Origin of the sequence: Saccharomonospora sp. NB11, assembly GCF_015910535.1 — a bacterium.
Classification (GTDB): domain Bacteria; phylum Actinomycetota; class Actinomycetes; order Mycobacteriales; family Pseudonocardiaceae; genus Saccharomonospora.
Genome location: NZ_JACBJG010000001.1, coordinates 165,499 through 180,886, shown reverse-complemented (window position 1 = coordinate 180,886; position 15,388 = coordinate 165,499). Strand labels below are relative to the sequence as shown.

At 70.2% G+C, this 15,388-nt stretch carries 15 protein-coding genes; 9 read left to right on the top strand and 6 right to left on the bottom strand.

Annotated features, from left to right (window positions below):
- Window positions 1–61 precede the first annotated feature (61 nt).
- The 3 genes from JAV51_RS00815 (at window position 62) to JAV51_RS00805 (ending at window position 4,256) form a co-directional block, all read left to right on the top strand.
- Complete coding sequence (locus tag JAV51_RS00815) at window positions 62–1,435, top strand: cystathionine beta-synthase (protein ID WP_197318635.1); 1,374 nt, start codon at window positions 62–64, stop codon at window positions 1,433–1,435.
- Between the two features lie 117 nt (window positions 1,436–1,552).
- Window positions 1,553–2,989 (top strand): hypothetical protein, encoded by a 1,437-nt coding sequence (locus JAV51_RS00810; protein ID WP_197318634.1) that lies wholly within the window; start codon window positions 1,553–1,555, stop codon window positions 2,987–2,989.
- 106 nt (window positions 2,990–3,095) lie between these two features.
- Window positions 3,096–4,256 (top strand): cystathionine gamma-synthase, encoded by a 1,161-nt coding sequence (locus tag JAV51_RS00805; protein ID WP_197318633.1) that lies wholly within the window; start codon window positions 3,096–3,098, stop codon window positions 4,254–4,256.
- A gap of 3 nt (window positions 4,257–4,259) precedes the next feature.
- On the opposite strand, the gene JAV51_RS00800 is transcribed toward JAV51_RS00805, so the two are convergent.
- Window positions 4,260–4,529: a hypothetical protein gene (locus JAV51_RS00800; RefSeq protein ID WP_197318632.1), complete on the bottom strand. Its 270-nt coding sequence runs from the start codon at window positions 4,527–4,529 to the stop codon at window positions 4,260–4,262.
- 122 nt (window positions 4,530–4,651) lie between these two features.
- On the opposite strand from JAV51_RS00800, the gene ilvA reads away from it, so the two are divergent.
- Window positions 4,652–5,857 (top strand): threonine ammonia-lyase, encoded by a 1,206-nt coding sequence (gene ilvA, locus JAV51_RS00795; protein WP_197318631.1) that lies wholly within the window; start codon window positions 4,652–4,654, stop codon window positions 5,855–5,857.
- Window positions 5,858–5,901: 44 nt separating this feature from the next.
- Here ilvA and hppD read toward each other — a convergent pair whose 3' ends face one another.
- On the bottom strand, window positions 5,902–7,086 hold the full coding sequence (hppD, locus tag JAV51_RS00790; protein WP_197318630.1) for a 4-hydroxyphenylpyruvate dioxygenase: 1,185 nt from the start codon (window positions 7,084–7,086) through the stop codon (window positions 5,902–5,904).
- Between the two features lie 120 nt (window positions 7,087–7,206).
- Between hppD and JAV51_RS00785 the strand changes: the two genes are divergently transcribed.
- Window positions 7,207–7,752, top strand: a complete 546-nt coding sequence (locus JAV51_RS00785; RefSeq protein WP_231641037.1) for an Lrp/AsnC family transcriptional regulator — start codon at window positions 7,207–7,209, stop codon at window positions 7,750–7,752.
- An 87-nt stretch (window positions 7,753–7,839) separates the two neighbouring features.
- Here the strand turns inward: JAV51_RS00785 and greA are convergent, their stop codons facing one another.
- The gene (gene greA, locus JAV51_RS00780; RefSeq protein WP_197318629.1) at window positions 7,840–8,334 is read right to left on the bottom strand and encodes a transcription elongation factor GreA; all 495 of its coding nucleotides are present in this window, start codon (window positions 8,332–8,334) and stop codon (window positions 7,840–7,842) included.
- 176 nt (window positions 8,335–8,510) lie between these two features.
- A complete protein-coding gene (locus JAV51_RS00775) occupies window positions 8,511–8,975 on the bottom strand; it encodes a DUF4307 domain-containing protein (protein ID WP_197318628.1) in 465 nt (154 codons plus the stop codon).
- Window positions 8,976–9,114: 139 nt separating this feature from the next.
- On the opposite strand from JAV51_RS00775, the gene mca reads away from it, so the two are divergent.
- Together mca and JAV51_RS00765 are read left to right on the top strand one after the other, a co-directional pair.
- Window positions 9,115–10,029: a mycothiol conjugate amidase Mca gene (gene mca / locus JAV51_RS00770; RefSeq protein WP_197318627.1), complete on the top strand. Its 915-nt coding sequence runs from the start codon at window positions 9,115–9,117 to the stop codon at window positions 10,027–10,029.
- On the top strand, window positions 10,026–10,409 hold the full coding sequence (locus JAV51_RS00765) for a hypothetical protein (RefSeq protein ID WP_197318626.1): 384 nt from the start codon (window positions 10,026–10,028) through the stop codon (window positions 10,407–10,409). Before mca ends, JAV51_RS00765 begins: the two co-directional genes overlap by 4 nt.
- A gap of 49 nt (window positions 10,410–10,458) precedes the next feature.
- Here JAV51_RS00765 and JAV51_RS00760 read toward each other — a convergent pair whose 3' ends face one another.
- Window positions 10,459–11,301 (bottom strand): ABC transporter permease, encoded by an 843-nt coding sequence (locus JAV51_RS00760; RefSeq protein WP_197318625.1) that lies wholly within the window; start codon window positions 11,299–11,301, stop codon window positions 10,459–10,461.
- Complete coding sequence (locus tag JAV51_RS00755; RefSeq protein WP_197318624.1) at window positions 11,298–12,251, bottom strand: ATP-binding cassette domain-containing protein; 954 nt, start codon at window positions 12,249–12,251, stop codon at window positions 11,298–11,300. Before JAV51_RS00755 ends, JAV51_RS00760 begins: the two co-directional genes overlap by 4 nt.
- Window positions 12,252–12,341: 90 nt before the next feature.
- Here JAV51_RS00755 and JAV51_RS00750 point away from each other — a divergent pair, with 90 nt between their 5' ends.
- Window positions 12,342–13,124, top strand: a complete 783-nt coding sequence (locus JAV51_RS00750; RefSeq protein ID WP_307845711.1) for a TetR/AcrR family transcriptional regulator — start codon at window positions 12,342–12,344, stop codon at window positions 13,122–13,124.
- A 29-nt stretch (window positions 13,125–13,153) separates the two neighbouring features.
- Window positions 13,154–15,157, top strand: a complete 2,004-nt coding sequence (locus tag JAV51_RS00745; protein WP_197318623.1) for a thioredoxin domain-containing protein — start codon at window positions 13,154–13,156, stop codon at window positions 15,155–15,157.
- Window positions 15,158–15,388: the final 231 nt, after the last annotated feature.

The window sequence follows — 15,388 nt, the reverse complement described above, 5'->3', positions numbered from 1 at the left end:
GTGTGGCGACCGACGAAGGTCGGTGTCCCCGTTCCGGCCCCGGGCCGCATACCCTGGTCGCATGGAATACGCCGAACACGTCACCGACCTCGTGGGCAACACTCCGCTGGTCAAGTTGAACGCCCTCACGAAGGGCGTCAAGCCGCTCGTGCTCGCCAAGGTCGAGTACCTCAATCCCGGCGGCAGCGTGAAGGACAGGATCGCCGAGCGCATGATCGAGGCCGCCGAGGCATCGGGGGAGCTGCGGCCCGGGGGCACGATCGTGGAGCCCACCTCGGGAAACACCGGGGTCGGCCTGGCCATGGTCGCCCAGCGCAAGGGCTACCGGTGCGTGTTCGTGTGCCCGGACAAGGTCAGTGAGGACAAGCGCAACGTCCTCAAGGCCTACGGCGCCGAGGTGGTGGTCTGCCCCACCGCCGTGCCGCCGGAGCACCCCGAGTCCTACTACAACGTCTCCGACCGGCTCACGCGCGAGATCGAGGGCGCGTGGAAGCCGAACCAGTACGCCAACCCGCACAACCCGGAGAGCCACTACCTCTCCACCGGGCCGGAGATCTGGAAGCAGACCGACGGCAAGGTGACGCACTTCGTCGCGGGCGTGGGTACGGGCGGCACCATCTCGGGCACCGGGCGTTACCTCAAGGAAGCCTCCGACGGCCGGGTGAAGGTGATCGGCGCGGACCCCGAGGGCTCCGTGTACTCGGGTGGCACCGGCAGGCCGTACCTGGTCGAGGGCGTCGGTGAGGACTTCTGGCCGGAGACTTACGACCGCGACATCGCCGACGAAATCATCGCGGTCTCCGACGCCGAGTCGTTCACCATCACGCGCAGGCTCGCTCAGGAGGAAGGCCTGCTCGTGGGCGGGTCGTGCGGCATGGCGGTCGCCGCCGCGCTGCGCCTGGCCGAGCGGTGCGGTCCGGACGACGTCATCGTGGTGCTGCTGCCCGACAGCGGTCGCGGTTACCTCGGCAAGATCTTCAACGACAACTGGATGTCGTCGTACGGGTTCCTCTCGCCCGACTCGCAGGACGCGACGGTCGCCGACGTCCTCCGGCGCAAGAACGGCACGCTGCCCGACCTCGTGCACACGCACCCGAACGAGACGGTGGCGGAGGCCGTGGCCATCCTGCGGGAGTTCGGTGTCAGCCAGATGCCGGTCGTCAGCGCCGAACCTCCGGTCATGGCCGCCGAGGTCGTGGGCGCGGTGAACGAGCGGGACCTGCTCGAAGCGTTGTTCACGGGCAAGGCCGCGCTCGCGGACCGGCTGGAGGACCACATGTCGGCCCCGCTGCCCACCATCGGCGCCGGTGAGCACATCGGGGCCGCCATGAAGGCACTCGGGACTGCGAGCGGTGCGCTCGTCCTCGTGGACGGCAAGCCCGCGGGAGTCGTGACCAGGCACGACCTGCTGGCTTTCCTCTCCGGGCACGCGTAGGCGACTCAAGATCATCGGACGACCTGCCAGGGGCGTTACACGCTGCACGGGTCACGATCCGATAGCGTGTGCGCGAGCGAAATCACCAAGGTCCTCGTCAAGGGGGTTCACGACCCAATGAGTGCTCCGCAGCCGCCGAACCAGCAGTGGGGTGGCGAGCAACAACCCCAGGGGCCGTCCGACGGTCCTCAGCCACAACAAGACAACCAGTTCGGCCAGTCCGAACCGACCCAGGTGGTCCAGCCGCAACAGCCCCAGCAGTCACAGGGTGAGCAGCAGCAGACGTTCGGGGACAGCCCCGAGCCGACGCAGGTCGTTCAGCCCCCGAACCCGGCCGCGGGAGACCAGCAGGGCTCGAACGCCGAGTCCACGCAGTTGGTGCCCCCGGGCCTGCAGCCACAGGCGGGCATTCCCTACGCTCCGCCGCCCAGCGCCGCGGACAACCCGGCCGCGGTGAACCCGCAGGCCGCCTTCGGGCAGCAGCCGTCCGGTGGTTTCGGTGCTCCGGGGCAGCAGCCGGGGCAGCCTGGTCCGCAGTCCGGCCCGCAGCCCCAGCAGGGCTTCGGCGGACAGCCGGGTCAGTTCGGTGCGCCGCCTCAGGGCGGCTTCGGTGCCCCTCCCGGCGGCGGGTTCGGCGCTCCGCCGCAGCCCGGCTTCGGCGGGGGAGCGCCCGCCGGCCCGGGCGGCATGAACATCGTCGGCCTCGTGGTGGGCGGCGTGCTCGCTGTAATCGGCGCCATCTCGCTGATCTTCGCGTTCATCGACCTCGGAGATGTCGGCGATTTCAGTGACATCGTCGACAGCGTGCCGCGGGCGAAGGAGATGCTGAAGCAGGCCGGTATCGCCTCGCCCGGCACGCTCACCTTCTACATCATCCTGACGCTGATCGGCTCGCTGGCGGCGATCGCGGGTGGCGTGCTGATGGCTCTGAGCTCGAAGCTCAAGGGCGCGCTGCAGAAGCTCGGCCCCTTCGTGACCCTGGGCGGTGGCGCGCTGCTGCTGGTCTCCGCCGTTCTGCTGATGATCGGCACCTCGGTCAACGACGAGTACGCCTCGCAGTTCGGCAAGAGCGGCGGGTTGGGCAGTGCCACTCTCTACCTGATCTTCGGCATCATCGTGCTGGCTGCCGGTGTGCTGGCGGTCATTCCCGCGACGGCCGCGATGCTGGGCGTTGGTGGTCCCGGTGGTCCCGGTGGCGGCGGCAACTTCCCGCCCCCCGGCCAGCCTGGTGGCTTCGGTCAGCCCGGCGGGTTCGGCCAGCCGGGGCAGCCCGGTGGCTTCGGCCAGCCCGGTGGGCAGTTCCCGTCGAGCGGTGGCTTCGCCCAGCCCGGCGGGCAGTTCCCGTCGAGCGGGGGCTTCGAGCAGCCGGGGCAGCAGGGCGGCTTCGGCCAGCCCGGCCAGCCCGGTCAGCCCGGTCAGCCCGGCGGGTTCGGCCAGCCCGGCCAGCCCGGCCAGCCCGGCCAGCCCGGCCAGCCCGGCCAGCCCGGCCAGCCCGGCCAGCCCGGTCAGCCCGGCGGCTTCGGTCAGCCGGGTCAGCCGCCGCAGCAGTGGTGATCCACTGATTCGCATGTCGAAAGGGCCGTGGGTGTGGCACCCGCGGCCCTTTCAACTTCCTTGACGCGTGACGGCGGACGCTGGGGGCCACCCGTACGCTGTGGGCATGGTTGCAGACCCGCGCTACGGATTCGAGACACGCGCCATCCACGCAGGGCAGGAGCCCGACCCGCGTACGGGTGCGGTGATCGTGCCGATCTACCAGACCTCCACCTACGCACAGGACGGAGTGGGCGGCCTTCGCGAAGGCGGCTTCGAGTACTCGCGGACCGCGAACCCGACCCGCGTCGCGCTGGAAGAGGCCCTGGCCGCGTTGGAGGGCGGTCGGCACGCGCTGGCGTTCGCGTCGGGGATGGCCGCCAGCGACGCGGTGCTGCGCACCATGCTTCGTCCTGGTGACCACCTGATCCTCGGCAACGACGTCTATGGCGGCACGTTCCGGCTGATCGACAAGGTCCTCACCGAGTGGGGCGTGACCTACAGCGTCGCCGCGCTGTCCGACCTCGACGAGGTCAGGACGGCCATGCGCCCCGAGACCAAGCTCATCTGGTGCGAGTCGCCCACCAACCCGCTGCTGGGTATCGCCGACATCGCCGCGCTGGCGGAGCTGGCGCACGTCGGCGGCGCGAAGCTCGTCGTGGACAACACCTTCGCCACGCCGTACCTGCAGACGCCGCTCGAACTCGGCGCGGACGTCGTCGTGCACTCGACGACCAAGTACCTCGGCGGCCACTCGGACGTCGTGGGCGGAGCCGTCGTCACCGACTCCGACGACCTGCGGGAGCGGCTGTTCTTCCTGCGCAACTCCGCCGGTGCCGTGCCGGGCGCCTTCGACGCGTGGCTGACGCTGCGGGGGCTCAAGACGCTCGCCGTCCGCATGGAGCAGCACTGCGCCAACGCCGAGCTGATCGCCGAGGCCCTGTCGGTGCACCCGAAGGTCGCGCACGTCTACTACCCGGGGCTGGCCGAGCACCCGGGCCACTCGCTGGCCGCCAAGCAGATGCGGCGCTTCGGCGGGATGGTGTCCTTCACCCACGCCGACGGTGAGCAGGCCGCGCTCGACATGGCCGCACGGACCAAGCTGTTCGTGCTCGCCGAGTCGTTGGGTGGGGTGGAGTCGCTCATCGAGCACCCGGGTCGCATGACGCACGCGAGCGTCGCCGGATCGCTGCTGGCAGTTCCGCCGGAGCTGGTGCGACTGTCCGTCGGCATCGAGGACGCGCACGACCTGCTGGCCGACCTGCGCGAGGCGCTCGACGCGTCGTAGTGGTCAGCGGTTGAGGTCGCCGGGGGAGGTGGCGTCGGCACCGGATCGGTCGTGGTCCTGACCGATGCCCGCCTCCCTCAACTCGGCGCCGGTGACACAACCGCCGACGAGGGTGACCTGCCTGCCGTCACGGACGTACCGGCCCTGGTCGCACTGCGACTCCGACACGGTGTAGACGGCGGCCCCGGTCAGCGCGAGAGCGGACACCACACCGGCGATGAGCGGCAGGACACCAGCGGAACGCGACCCCGTGGAGGTCTGTGTCCTTCCCATGCCTTCGTCTCCCGCCGTGAGGTTCTCTCGGTGACATCCGGTGTATCACAAGCTTACCCAATCGTGATCTGCGCAAGCACGTAACCTCATGGTCACCCTGTGTGCAGTGACATCATCCCGGTATGGGACTTGTCAATGTGGACACAATCCGCGAGGCGAGGCGGCTGCTCGAACCGGTCGTGCGCAAGACACCGGTGGAGCGGGCGCGGGACCTCGAACCGCGCCAGGGTGGTCCGGTTCTGCTGAAGTGCGAGAACCTCCAGCGCACCGGGTCGTTCAAGATCAGAGGTGCCTACACGCGCATCCACGGCCTCAGTGAGGCGGAGCGGGCGCGGGGCGTCGTGGCCGCCAGCGCCGGGAACCACGCTCAGGGCGTGGCGCTCGCTGCGGCGTTGCTGGGCACCAAGGCGACGGTGTTCATGCCGCAACGCGCCCCGCTGCCGAAGCTGGCCGCCACGCGCGGGTACGGCGCCGACGTCCACCTGCACGGCGAGTCCCTGGAGGAGGCGCTGGCCGAGGCCGTGGCCTTCGGCGAGCGCACCGGCGCGGTCTTCATCCACCCGTTCGACCACCCGGACGTCATCGCCGGTCAGGGCACGGTGGGGCTGGAGATTCTGGAACAGGTGCCCGACGTGGCCACCGTGCTGGTCGCCACCGGTGGCGGCGGGCTGGTGGGAGGGCTGGCCAGCGCCGTGAAGGCCATGAAGCCGGATGTGCGGATCGTCGGGGTGCAGGCCGAGGGTGCCGCCGCGTTCCCGCTGTCGCTGTCCGCGGGCAACCCCGTGCGGCTCGAGCGCACGCAGACGATGGCCGACGGCATCGCGGTGGGCGAGCCCGGCCCCGTCACGTTCGAGCACGTCCGCTCGCTCGTGGACGACGTCGTGACGGTGGGCGAGGAGTCGCTGTCCCGGGCGGTGCTGCTGTGCCTGGAGCGGCGGAAGCTCGTCGTCGAACCCGCGGGTGCCGCCGCGGTGGCCGCGCTGCTGGAGCACCCGGGGGTCTTCGAACCGCCGGTCGTCGCGGTGCTGTCGGGCGGCAACGTCGACCCGCTGCTGTTGTTGCAGATCATCCAGCACGGCATGACCGCCGCGGGCCGATACTTGAGCCTGCGGCTGCGCGTGCCCGACCGGCCCGGGTCGTTGGCGGGGGTGCTGACGAGGATCGGAGAGCTGGGCGCGAACGTCCTCGACGTCGAGCACTCCCGGATCTCGGGCAGGCTCGCGATGGGAGAGGTCGAGATCGCTCTGAAACTGGAGACGCGAGGGCCCGAGCACTGCGCCGACGTCGCGACGCAGTTGCAGCGGGCGGGATATCGCGTGCTGGTGTGAGGAAGGCCGTGGGGCCGCACGACGCTGGGCGGCCCCACGGGGGCTCACAGGTTGCCGCGACGCTCCTGCTCGCGCTCGATGGCCTCGAACAGGGCCTTGAAGTTGCCCTTGCCGAAGCCGAGCGAGCCGTGCCGCTCGATGAGCTCGTAGAACACGGTGGGGCGGTCGCCGATCGGCTTGGTGAAGATCTGGAGCAGGTAGCCGTCCTCGTCGCGGTCGACGAGGATGCGGTGCTCCTTCAGCGTCTCGATCGGGACCCGGACCTCACCGATGCGGGCCCGCAGCTCCGGGTCGTCGTAGTAGGAGTCCGGGGTGTCCAGGAACTCGACACCGGCGGCGCGCATCTCGGTCACCGTCCGCACGATGTCGTTCGTCGCGAGCGCGATGTGCTGGCACCCGGCGCCGTCGTAGAACTCCAGGAACTCGTCGATCTGCGACTTCTTCTTGCCGATGGCCGGCTCGTTGAGCGGGAACTTCACGCGGTGGTTGCCGTTGGCGACCACCTTGCTCATCAGCGCCGAGTACTCGGTGGCGATGTCGTCGCCGATGAACTCGGCCATGTTCACGAAGCCCATGACGCGGTGGTAGAAGGCCACCCACTCGTCCATCTTGCCGAGCTCGACGTTGCCGACGCAGTGGTCGACGGCCTGGAACAGGCGCTTCGGGGCGCCCTCGGGCTTCGGCACGGAACGCTCCCTGGCCTCGTAGCCCGGTAGGTACGGGCCGGAGTAGCGGGAGCGGTCGACGAGGCTGTGTCGCGTGTCGCCGTAGGCGGCGATCGCGGCGATGCGCACGGTGCCGTGCTCGTCGGAGACGTCGTGCGGCTCCTCCAGCACGGTGGCCCCGTTGGCGCGGGCGTGCTCGACGCACTTGTCGACGTCGGCCACTTCGAGGGCGAGGTCGGTGACGCCGTCGCCGTGCTTGCGGTGGTGGTCGAGCAGCGGCGAGGTGGGCTTCACCCCACCGTTGATCACGAAGCGGGCCGACCCGGACTTGAGGACGAACGACTTGTAGTCGGGATTGCCGGTCTCGGGGCCGGAGTAGGCAACGAGGTCCATCCCGAACGCCGCCTGGTAGAACGTCGCGGTCTGGGTGGCGTTGCCCACCACGAAGACCACGGCGTCCATCGCCTTGACGGGGAACGGGTCGCTGGCCACGTCGTGGTCGACGAGGCCGACGAGCTGCCGGAGCTGGTTGTAGTCGATGTCGTCGAGTGCTGGGTTCGCCATGGCACGAAGAATGCGCGCGGCTCTGCAGACTGGGCAACAGCCGTGCGAAATACTGGTCAATCTGCTCAGTGATGTTGGCATTCGAGTGAACAGATTGGCGCAGATTGCGCAGGAGGGGCCATGACGCTGGACGAACTCGACGCGCGGCTGTTGTTGTTGCTCACCGACGCGCCGAGACTGGGTGTGTTGGAGTGCGCGCGTCGACTCGGGGTCGCGCGCGGGACCGTGCAGGCTCGGCTCGACCGCCTCACCGCGTCCGGGGTGCTGCGCGGGTTCCCGCCGGAACTCGACCTGGCCGGCATGGGGTACGGGTTGACCGCGTTCGCCGTGTTGGAGATCGCTCAGGGGCGGCGCAGCGAGGTTGCCTCGGCGCTGGCCGCGATCGACGAGGTCTGCGAGGTACACGCGACCACGGGGCAGGGAGATCTGTTCGTCCGGGTCGTCGCCCGGTCCAACGACGACCTGCAACGCGTCATCGACGAGGTCGTCGGGGTTCCCGGTGTCCGGCGGACGGCGACCTCCATCGCACTGTCGACGCCGGTCCCGCCGCGCGTGCGCCCGCTGCTGGAACGCATCGCCGGCAGGTCGAGCGGAGGACGTCCCGAGAGCCGGGACGGCGACGGCACCAGCGCCGTCGGCGCCACCGGTGTCGACCGGAGGCGGTGATTCCCGGGCCCGGACACACCAACGGCCGGTGCGGACCACCACGGTGGCTGCACCGGCCGTGTTCACCCGACGGCGAAGTCCGGCAGCTCAGGAGCTGTACGGGACCGCCTTCACGAGCGTCACCTTCTGGGTCTTGCCGTTGGGCAGCAGGTACTCGCGGGACTCACCCTCGCGGGCACCGAGCAGCGCCTTGCCCAGCGGGGAGTCGGGCGAGTACACCTCGATCGGTCCGCTACCGCCCTCCTCGCGCGTGGCGAGAAGGAACGTCTCCTCGTCGTCATCGCCTTCGTACCGCACGGTCAACACCATGCCCGGCTCGGCGATGCCGTCGTCCTTCGGCGCTTCGCCGACCTTCGCGGAGCGCAGCAGCTCCTGCAGATGCCGGATGCGGGCTTCCTGCTGGCCCTGCTCCTCGCGAGCGGCGTGGTAGCCGCCGTTCTCCTTGAGGTCGCCCTCTTCACGGCTGGCGTTGATCTTCGCGGCGATGACCGGACGATTCTCGATCAGTGCGTCGAGCTCGCTCTTGAGCCTGTCGTAGGCATCCTGGGTCAACCAGGTCACCTTGGTGTCGCTCACGGTCACCATCTCCTCCTAGGGCCTGCCGAACCTGGGTATACAAGCCGGCCACCACAGCATCGTGGCTGGTAGATAAAGGAAAGACACGGCCCGCGTGGGACCGTGCCGATAGACAGAGGATAGCACGAAACCACCCCCGGAGGCCGCCGAGTTCTCACAACGCCGGATATCCGGCGCTCATTTCACTCCGTTGGCCGCTGGGGGGTTGACAAGTATTCGGGAACATCATAAGAGCAGCCGTACACATCCGCAGTGACAGGCCGACCGATGCTCCGCACGACTGTGTCCAGGCGCGACGCGCCCGGTGGAACGTAGAGCTCCTTCCTTCCGGTCTCGGCTCCTCCGATGTCACGCACCCGCACGATGCAGACCGCCGGGCGCGAGGGATCGTTGCGGTTCACGTCCACCGTCACCTCCATGGCATTGCCGGGGCGTTCCTCGAACGCGACCCGCTGGCCGTCGATGGGGGTGGCGAACCACTGCGTGTAGACGAGGTAGCTGGCGACGCCGAGCACCACGAAGACGGCGACACCGACCCAGGACGCCTTCCGGCCGCGCAAGGAGCGGCGGGGCGATCGGATGCGGGCCGAGCCGTAACGGTCCTCCAGAGCGTCCACCGAGTCCCGGTCGGGTTCGGAGCTGCTCAAGGGGAGGGCCTCCAGGTCTCGTCGGTGCGGCGGGGAGAATGAAAACACCCACCTCGTGTGTTGAGTATCCGTGAGGGCGGAAACGGACGTGGGCCGGGGGTCCTTGATGACCCGTGACGGGAAAGGAACCGAGCCGAGCATGGCGCCAGCCGAGGGAGGAAGGGCCGACAGGGTGGACACGGGCTTGCGGCTGATGGCGGTGCACGCGCACCCCGACGACGAGTCGAGCAAGGGGGCCGCCACGATGGCCCGTTACGTCGCCGAAGGGCACGACGTCATGGTCGTGACCTGCACCGGCGGCGAGGCGGGCAGCGTCCTGAATCCGGCGATGGACCGGCCCGAGGTGCGCGAGAACATGACGAAGCTGCGCAGGGAGGAGATGGCCAGGGCGGCCAAGATCCTCGGCGTGCAGCACCGCTGGCTCGGCTTCATCGACTCGGGCCTGCCGGAGGGGGACCCGCCGCCGCCGTTGCCGGAGGACTGCTTCGCCAACGTGCCGCTGGAGGAGCCGGTCCGCAAGCTGGTGCGCGTCATGCGCGAGTTCCGTCCTCACGTCGTGATCACCTACGACGAGAATGGTGGTTACCCGCACCCCGACCACATCCGCTGCCACGAGGTGTCCATGGCCGCCTACGACGCGGTGGCCGACGCCGAGCAGTTCCCCGACGAGGGCGAGCCGTGGCAGCCGCTCAAGCTCTACTACAGCCACGGCTTCTCGCGGGCCAAGTTCGAGGCGTTCCACGAAGCGCTCACGTCGCGGGGGCTCGAATCGCCCTACGAGGAGTGGCTGAAGAACTGGGACCCCGAGCGACCCGACGTCATGGAGCGCGTCACCACGCAGGTGCCCTGCGCCGACTACTTCGAGGTCCGGGACGACGCGCTGCGGGCGCACGCGACCCAGATCGACCCCAACAGCCGTTGGTTCGCGGTGCCGCTCGACGTGCAACGCGAGGTGTGGCCCACGGAGGAGTACGAGCTGGTGCGCTCGCTCGTCGACACGACGCTGCCCGAGAACGACCTGTTCGCGGGTGTCCGAGAGAGGGTGACGACATGACACTGCCGGCCTTCGCCGCCGTGCCCGCCATGAACGCCGGGGTCTGGCTCGCGCAGCAGCAGCCCGGCGGCGACGGTGGCGACGGCGGCGGTCAGGGCGAGGACTTCGGCAAGTCCTCGCCCGTCGGCCTGCTGCTGTTGCTGGTGTTCTTCATCGCCGTGGCGTTTCTGGTCCGCTCGATGACCAAGCACCTGAAGCGCATCCCGGCGAGCTTCGACGACCCCTCGGAAGGTACGGAAGGCGCCGAAGGTACCGAGAACGCCGCGAAGGGCGGCGCAGCCGAGCGTGCGGACGACGGTGCCGACGACGCCACGGGCGCGGCCACGAAGTCGACCGGCGTGGAGGCGGCGTCCGGGGGCGACTCGGGCGGCAAGGGCTGAGACCGCCGACGTCGGGTGGCCCCCGGTCGTCGGCGTCCCGCCGACGGGGTCAGCGGCTCAACTGCCGGTAGCGGCGAACCGACAGCGGGAAGAAGACGGCGATCAGCAGCACCGGCCACACCACGGCGGGCAGCACGGGATTCGCCGCGATCCAGGAGTCACTCGTCCAGCCAGGATTTTCGAAGAGGTCCCGGGTCGCGGCGACGGTGGCCGAGAGCGGGTTCCACTCGGCGATCGGCCCGAGCCAGCTCGGCATCGTGGCCGGTGAGACGAACGCATTGGACAGGAAGCCGAGAGGCCACACCAGGATCTGCAGCGCCGTCACCGACTCCGGGCTGCGGGCGACCAGCCCCAGGTAGATGCCCACCCACAACATGGCCAGCCGCAGGAGCAGCAGCAGGCCGAGGGCGACCACCGTCGCGGCGAGACCGCCGTGTGGTCGCCAGCCGACGGCGAGGCCCGTCGCCACCAGCGCGGCCAGGGTCACGGCGCTGTTCAGCAGGTCCGCGCTCGCACGGCCCGTGACCACCGCCGACGCCGACATGGGTAGTGATCGGAACCGGTCGGTGACACCGCGCGCGAGGTCCGTGCTCACGGCCGTGAACGTCGACTCGATGCCGAACACCATCGTCAGCGCGAACACTCCCGGAACGAGGAACTCCCAGTAGTCGCCCGGCACCGCCATCGCGCCTCCGAACAGGAAGCCGAACATCAGCAGCACCATCACGGAGAACAGCAGGTTGGCCACCAGCATCCCGGGCTGGTTGACCCAGTGGGCGAGGTCGCGGCGGGTGACGGTCCACGTGTCCGCGACCGCCCAGCGCAGTCGGGAACCCACCGTGGTGGGCGGCTCGGCGGGGCGAGGGGTCGATTCGTGGGTCGCAACGGTCATGCCGGGACCTCCGTTCGGTCGGTGAGGGTCAGGAAGACCTCGTCGAGCGTGGGGCGACGCACGGTGACGTCCTCGATCGCGAGGTCGGTGTCCTCGCTCGCGCGGAGGAACTCGGTGAGCGCGCCGACGCGGTCGTGGACGGCAGCGCTGAGCCGCATGCGGTCGGCGTCGGTCTCCACGTCGGCGCCGCTGAGGCGCCCGAGCAGCTCCGCCGCGGTGGGCAGATCGGCGGCGTGACGCACCGTCACGTCGAGCCGGTCGGCGCCGAGGTCGGCCTTCAGCTCGTCCGGTGTGCCCTGGGCGATCACTCTGCCGCCGTCCACCACCGAGACGGCGTCGGCGAGCTGGTCGGCCTCCTCCAGGTACTGCGTCGTGAGCACGACGGTGGTGCCGGAGGCCGCCAGGCCACGCACCGCGTCCCACACCTCCGCGCGGGCCCGCGGGTCGAGGCCGGTGGTGGGCTCGTCGAGGAAGAGCACGGACGGCGCGACGAGCAGTCCGACGGCGAGGTCGAGTCGGCGGCGCATCCCGCCCGAGTAGTGCCGCACCGCCTTGTCGCCCGCGTCGGCGAGTCGGAAGGCGTTCAGCAGGTCGTCGGCGCGACGGGCGGCTCGCGTCGGATCGAGATGGTAGAGCCTGCCGAACAGGAGCAGGTTCTGTCGACCCGTCAGCAGCTCGTCCACGGCGGCGTGCTGTCCGACCAGGCCGATCCGGCTGCGCACGTGCGCAGCCTGCGTGCGTACGTCGAAGCCCGCGACGCGTGCGGTGCCCGAGTCGGCGCGGATCAGCGTGCTGAGGACTCGGACGGTGGTGGTCTTGCCCGCGCCGTTCGGGCCGAGGATGCCGTGGACCGTGCCGGAGGGCACCACGAGATCGAGCCCGGCGAGCGCGTCGGTGGTGCCGTAGCGCTTGCGCAGTCCGACGGCCTCCACGGCTGGAGTGTGCGACATGGTTCAACTCCCTACGATGTATGGAGAACATTGACACTGTACACCGTAGGGAGTTACTGGGGGCGCGGTAGCGTGTGCCGGGTGAGCAGCGTGTACGGAGGAGGCGGTGACCCGAAACGCAGCATGGAGCTGCTGTGGGGGGTCTCCGACAAGCCACGACGCGGGCCGAAGCCACGATTCACCGTGGACGACGTCGTGGCCGCCGCCATCGAGATCGCCGACGCCGACGGCATCGACGCCCTGACCATGCGGGGTCTCGCCTCGACCCTCGGGCTCACAGCCATGTCCCTCTACGGGTACGTGCCGGGCAAGGCCGAACTCGTCGATCTCATGGTCGACCGCGTCCACGCCGAGGCGGTCACGCCCGCGCCGACCGACTCCGGATGGCGCGCCGACTTGGCGGCCGTGGCACGTCGCACGTGGGAGCTGTACCTGCGTCATCCCTGGCTGCTCCAGGTGGCCACCACGAGGCCGGTGCTCGGGCCGAACGTGATCGCCAAGTACGACGCCGACCTCGCCGCCGTCACCGATCTCGGGCTGACCGCCGTCGAGATGGACCTCGTGATCACCCTCGTGACCAACTACGTCCACGGTGCGGTGCGTGCCGCCGTCGAGGTGCGGCGCGCGAGCCGGGAGACCGGCAAGGACAACCCCCAGTGGTGGAACGAGTACGAGCCGCTGTTCACCGCCCTGTTCGACGGCAGCCGCTACCCCGTCGCCGCGAAGGTGGGTGAGGCGCTCGGGCCGGAGCACTACAGCCCGGACGCGCCGGAGCGGGCCTTCGAGTTCGGGCTCGCCCGCCTGCTCGACGGCGTCGCGGTGCTCGTCGAGAACGCCGCACGTCGTGAAGGGCGTGACGGCACTTCACTGTGAGCCGCTCGGGTCTGTGACACGCTGGTTCCATGAACCGCCTCGCCACCGCGACCTCGCCCTACCTGCTGCAGCACGCCGACAATCCCGTGGACTGGTGGCCGTGGGGGGAGGACGCGTTCGCCGAGGCTCGGCGGCGGGACGTGCCGGTCCTGTTGTCGATCGGGTACGCCGCGTGTCACTGGTGTCACGTGATGGCGCACGAGTCGTTCTCCGACGAGCGCGTCGCGGCGTTGATGAACGAGAACTTCGTCAACATCAAGGTGGATCGCGAGGAGCGGCCCGACATCGACGCCGTCTACATGACGGCCACCCAGGCGATGACCGGTCAGGGCGGCTGGCCCATGACGTGCTTCCTCACGCCCGACGGCAAACCGTTCCACTGCGGCACCTACTACCCGCCCGTGCCCGCACACGGGATGCCGTCGTTCCCGCAGTTGCTCGACGCGGTCGCCGAGGCGTGGCGCGATCGTCGCGAGGAACTCGTCGAAGGCGCCGGACGGATCGTCGACCACATCGTCGAGCAGACCAAACCGCTCGGCCCGCATCCGGTCACGGAGGAGTCGGTCGCCTCGGCGGTGACGAAACTGCGGACCGAGACCGACCCGGGACACGGCGGCTTCGGCAGCGCGCCGAAGTTCCCGCCGTCGATGGTGCTGGAGTTCCTCCTGCGGCACTACGAACGCACGGGCTCGATGGAAGCACTGTCCATTGTCGACATGACGGCCGAGGGTATGGCGCGGGGCGGCATCTACGACCAGCTCGCCGGAGGCTTCTCCCGGTACTCGGTGGACGCCGGATGGGTCGTGCCGCACTTCGAGAAGATGTTGTACGACAACGCGTTGCTGCTGCGGTTCTACGCCCACCTCGCCCGGCGCACCGGCTCGGCGTTGGCCCACCGCGTCGCCGGGGAGACGGCGGAGTTCCTGCTCCGCGACCTGCGCACCGCACAGGGAGCGTTCGCCTCGTCCCTCGATGCCGACACCGAGGGTGTGGAAGGGCTGACGTACGTGTGGACGCCGCAGCAGCTCGTGGACGTGCTCGGCCCGGACGACGGGGCGTGGGCCGCCTCGACCTTCGGCGTGACCCCCGACGGCACCTTCGAGCGGGGCACGTCCACGCTGCGGTTGCCCCGTGATCCCGACGACCCGTCCCGCTGGATGCGGGTCACCTCGGCACTGCTGGAAGCCCGCAACGCCCGGCCGCAGCCCGCCCGCGACGACAAGGTGATCGCCGCCTGGAACGGGCTCGCCATCACGGCGCTCGCGGAGGCGGGTGTCGCCCTGCGACGTCCGGAGTGGGTCGAGGCGGCGGTCGTCGCGGGACGGTTCGTACTCGACGTGCACCTCTCCGACGGGGTGTTGCGGCGCAGCTCGCGGGACGGCGTCGTCGGCGACGCCCTGGGCGTGCTGGAGGACTACGCGTGCTTCGCCGACGGCCTGCTCACGCTGCACCAGGCGACGGGCGAGCCCCGGTGGCTGGAGGAGGCGACGGCGCTGCTCGACACGGCGATGTGGCGCTTCGGCGTCGACGGCGCGCCGGGAGCGTTCCACGACACCGGGTCCGACGCGGAGGCCCTGGTGCACCGGCCGAGCGACCCCACCGACAACGCGAGTCCGTCGGGGGCGTCCGCGCTCGCCGGGGCGTTGCTCACCGCGTCGGCGCTCGCCGGACCCGAGCGCGCGGGCACGTACCGGGCGGCGTGCGAGGAGGCGCTGAGCCGGGCCGGGGCGCTCGTGTCGCAGGTGCCGAGGTTCGCGGGGCACTGGCTGTCGGTGGCCGAGGCGATGTTCGCCGGGCCCGTGCAGGTCGCCGTCGTCGGTGAGGACGAGCGGGCGCGCGAAGAGCTGGTCGCCGAGGCCGCGGCGCGCGTGCACGGAGGCGGCGTGGTGCTCGGAGGAAGGCCGGAGGCCGACGGTGTGCCGCTGTTGGCCGACCGCCCCCTCGTCGACGGAGCCCCGGCGGCGTACGTGTGCCGTGGGTACGTCTGCGACCGCCCCGTGACGACCCCGGAGGCTCTCGCCCAGTCCCTGTGACATCGTGTCCTCGGCCTGTGGCCGGATGTTCGCAGGCTGGGGACGGATGTTCGCAGCTCGGGGACGGTTGCTTGCAGCCCAGCGACGGGTGTTCGCAGGCTGTGGACGGGTTTTGCCGGCCTAGGGACGGGTGTTGTCCCCCTAGGGACGGGTGTGTGCAGGTCGGGGACGGGTTCTGGCGGCCTGGCGACGGGGTTCGCATCTCAGGGATGCTCGCCTGCACTCTGGAGA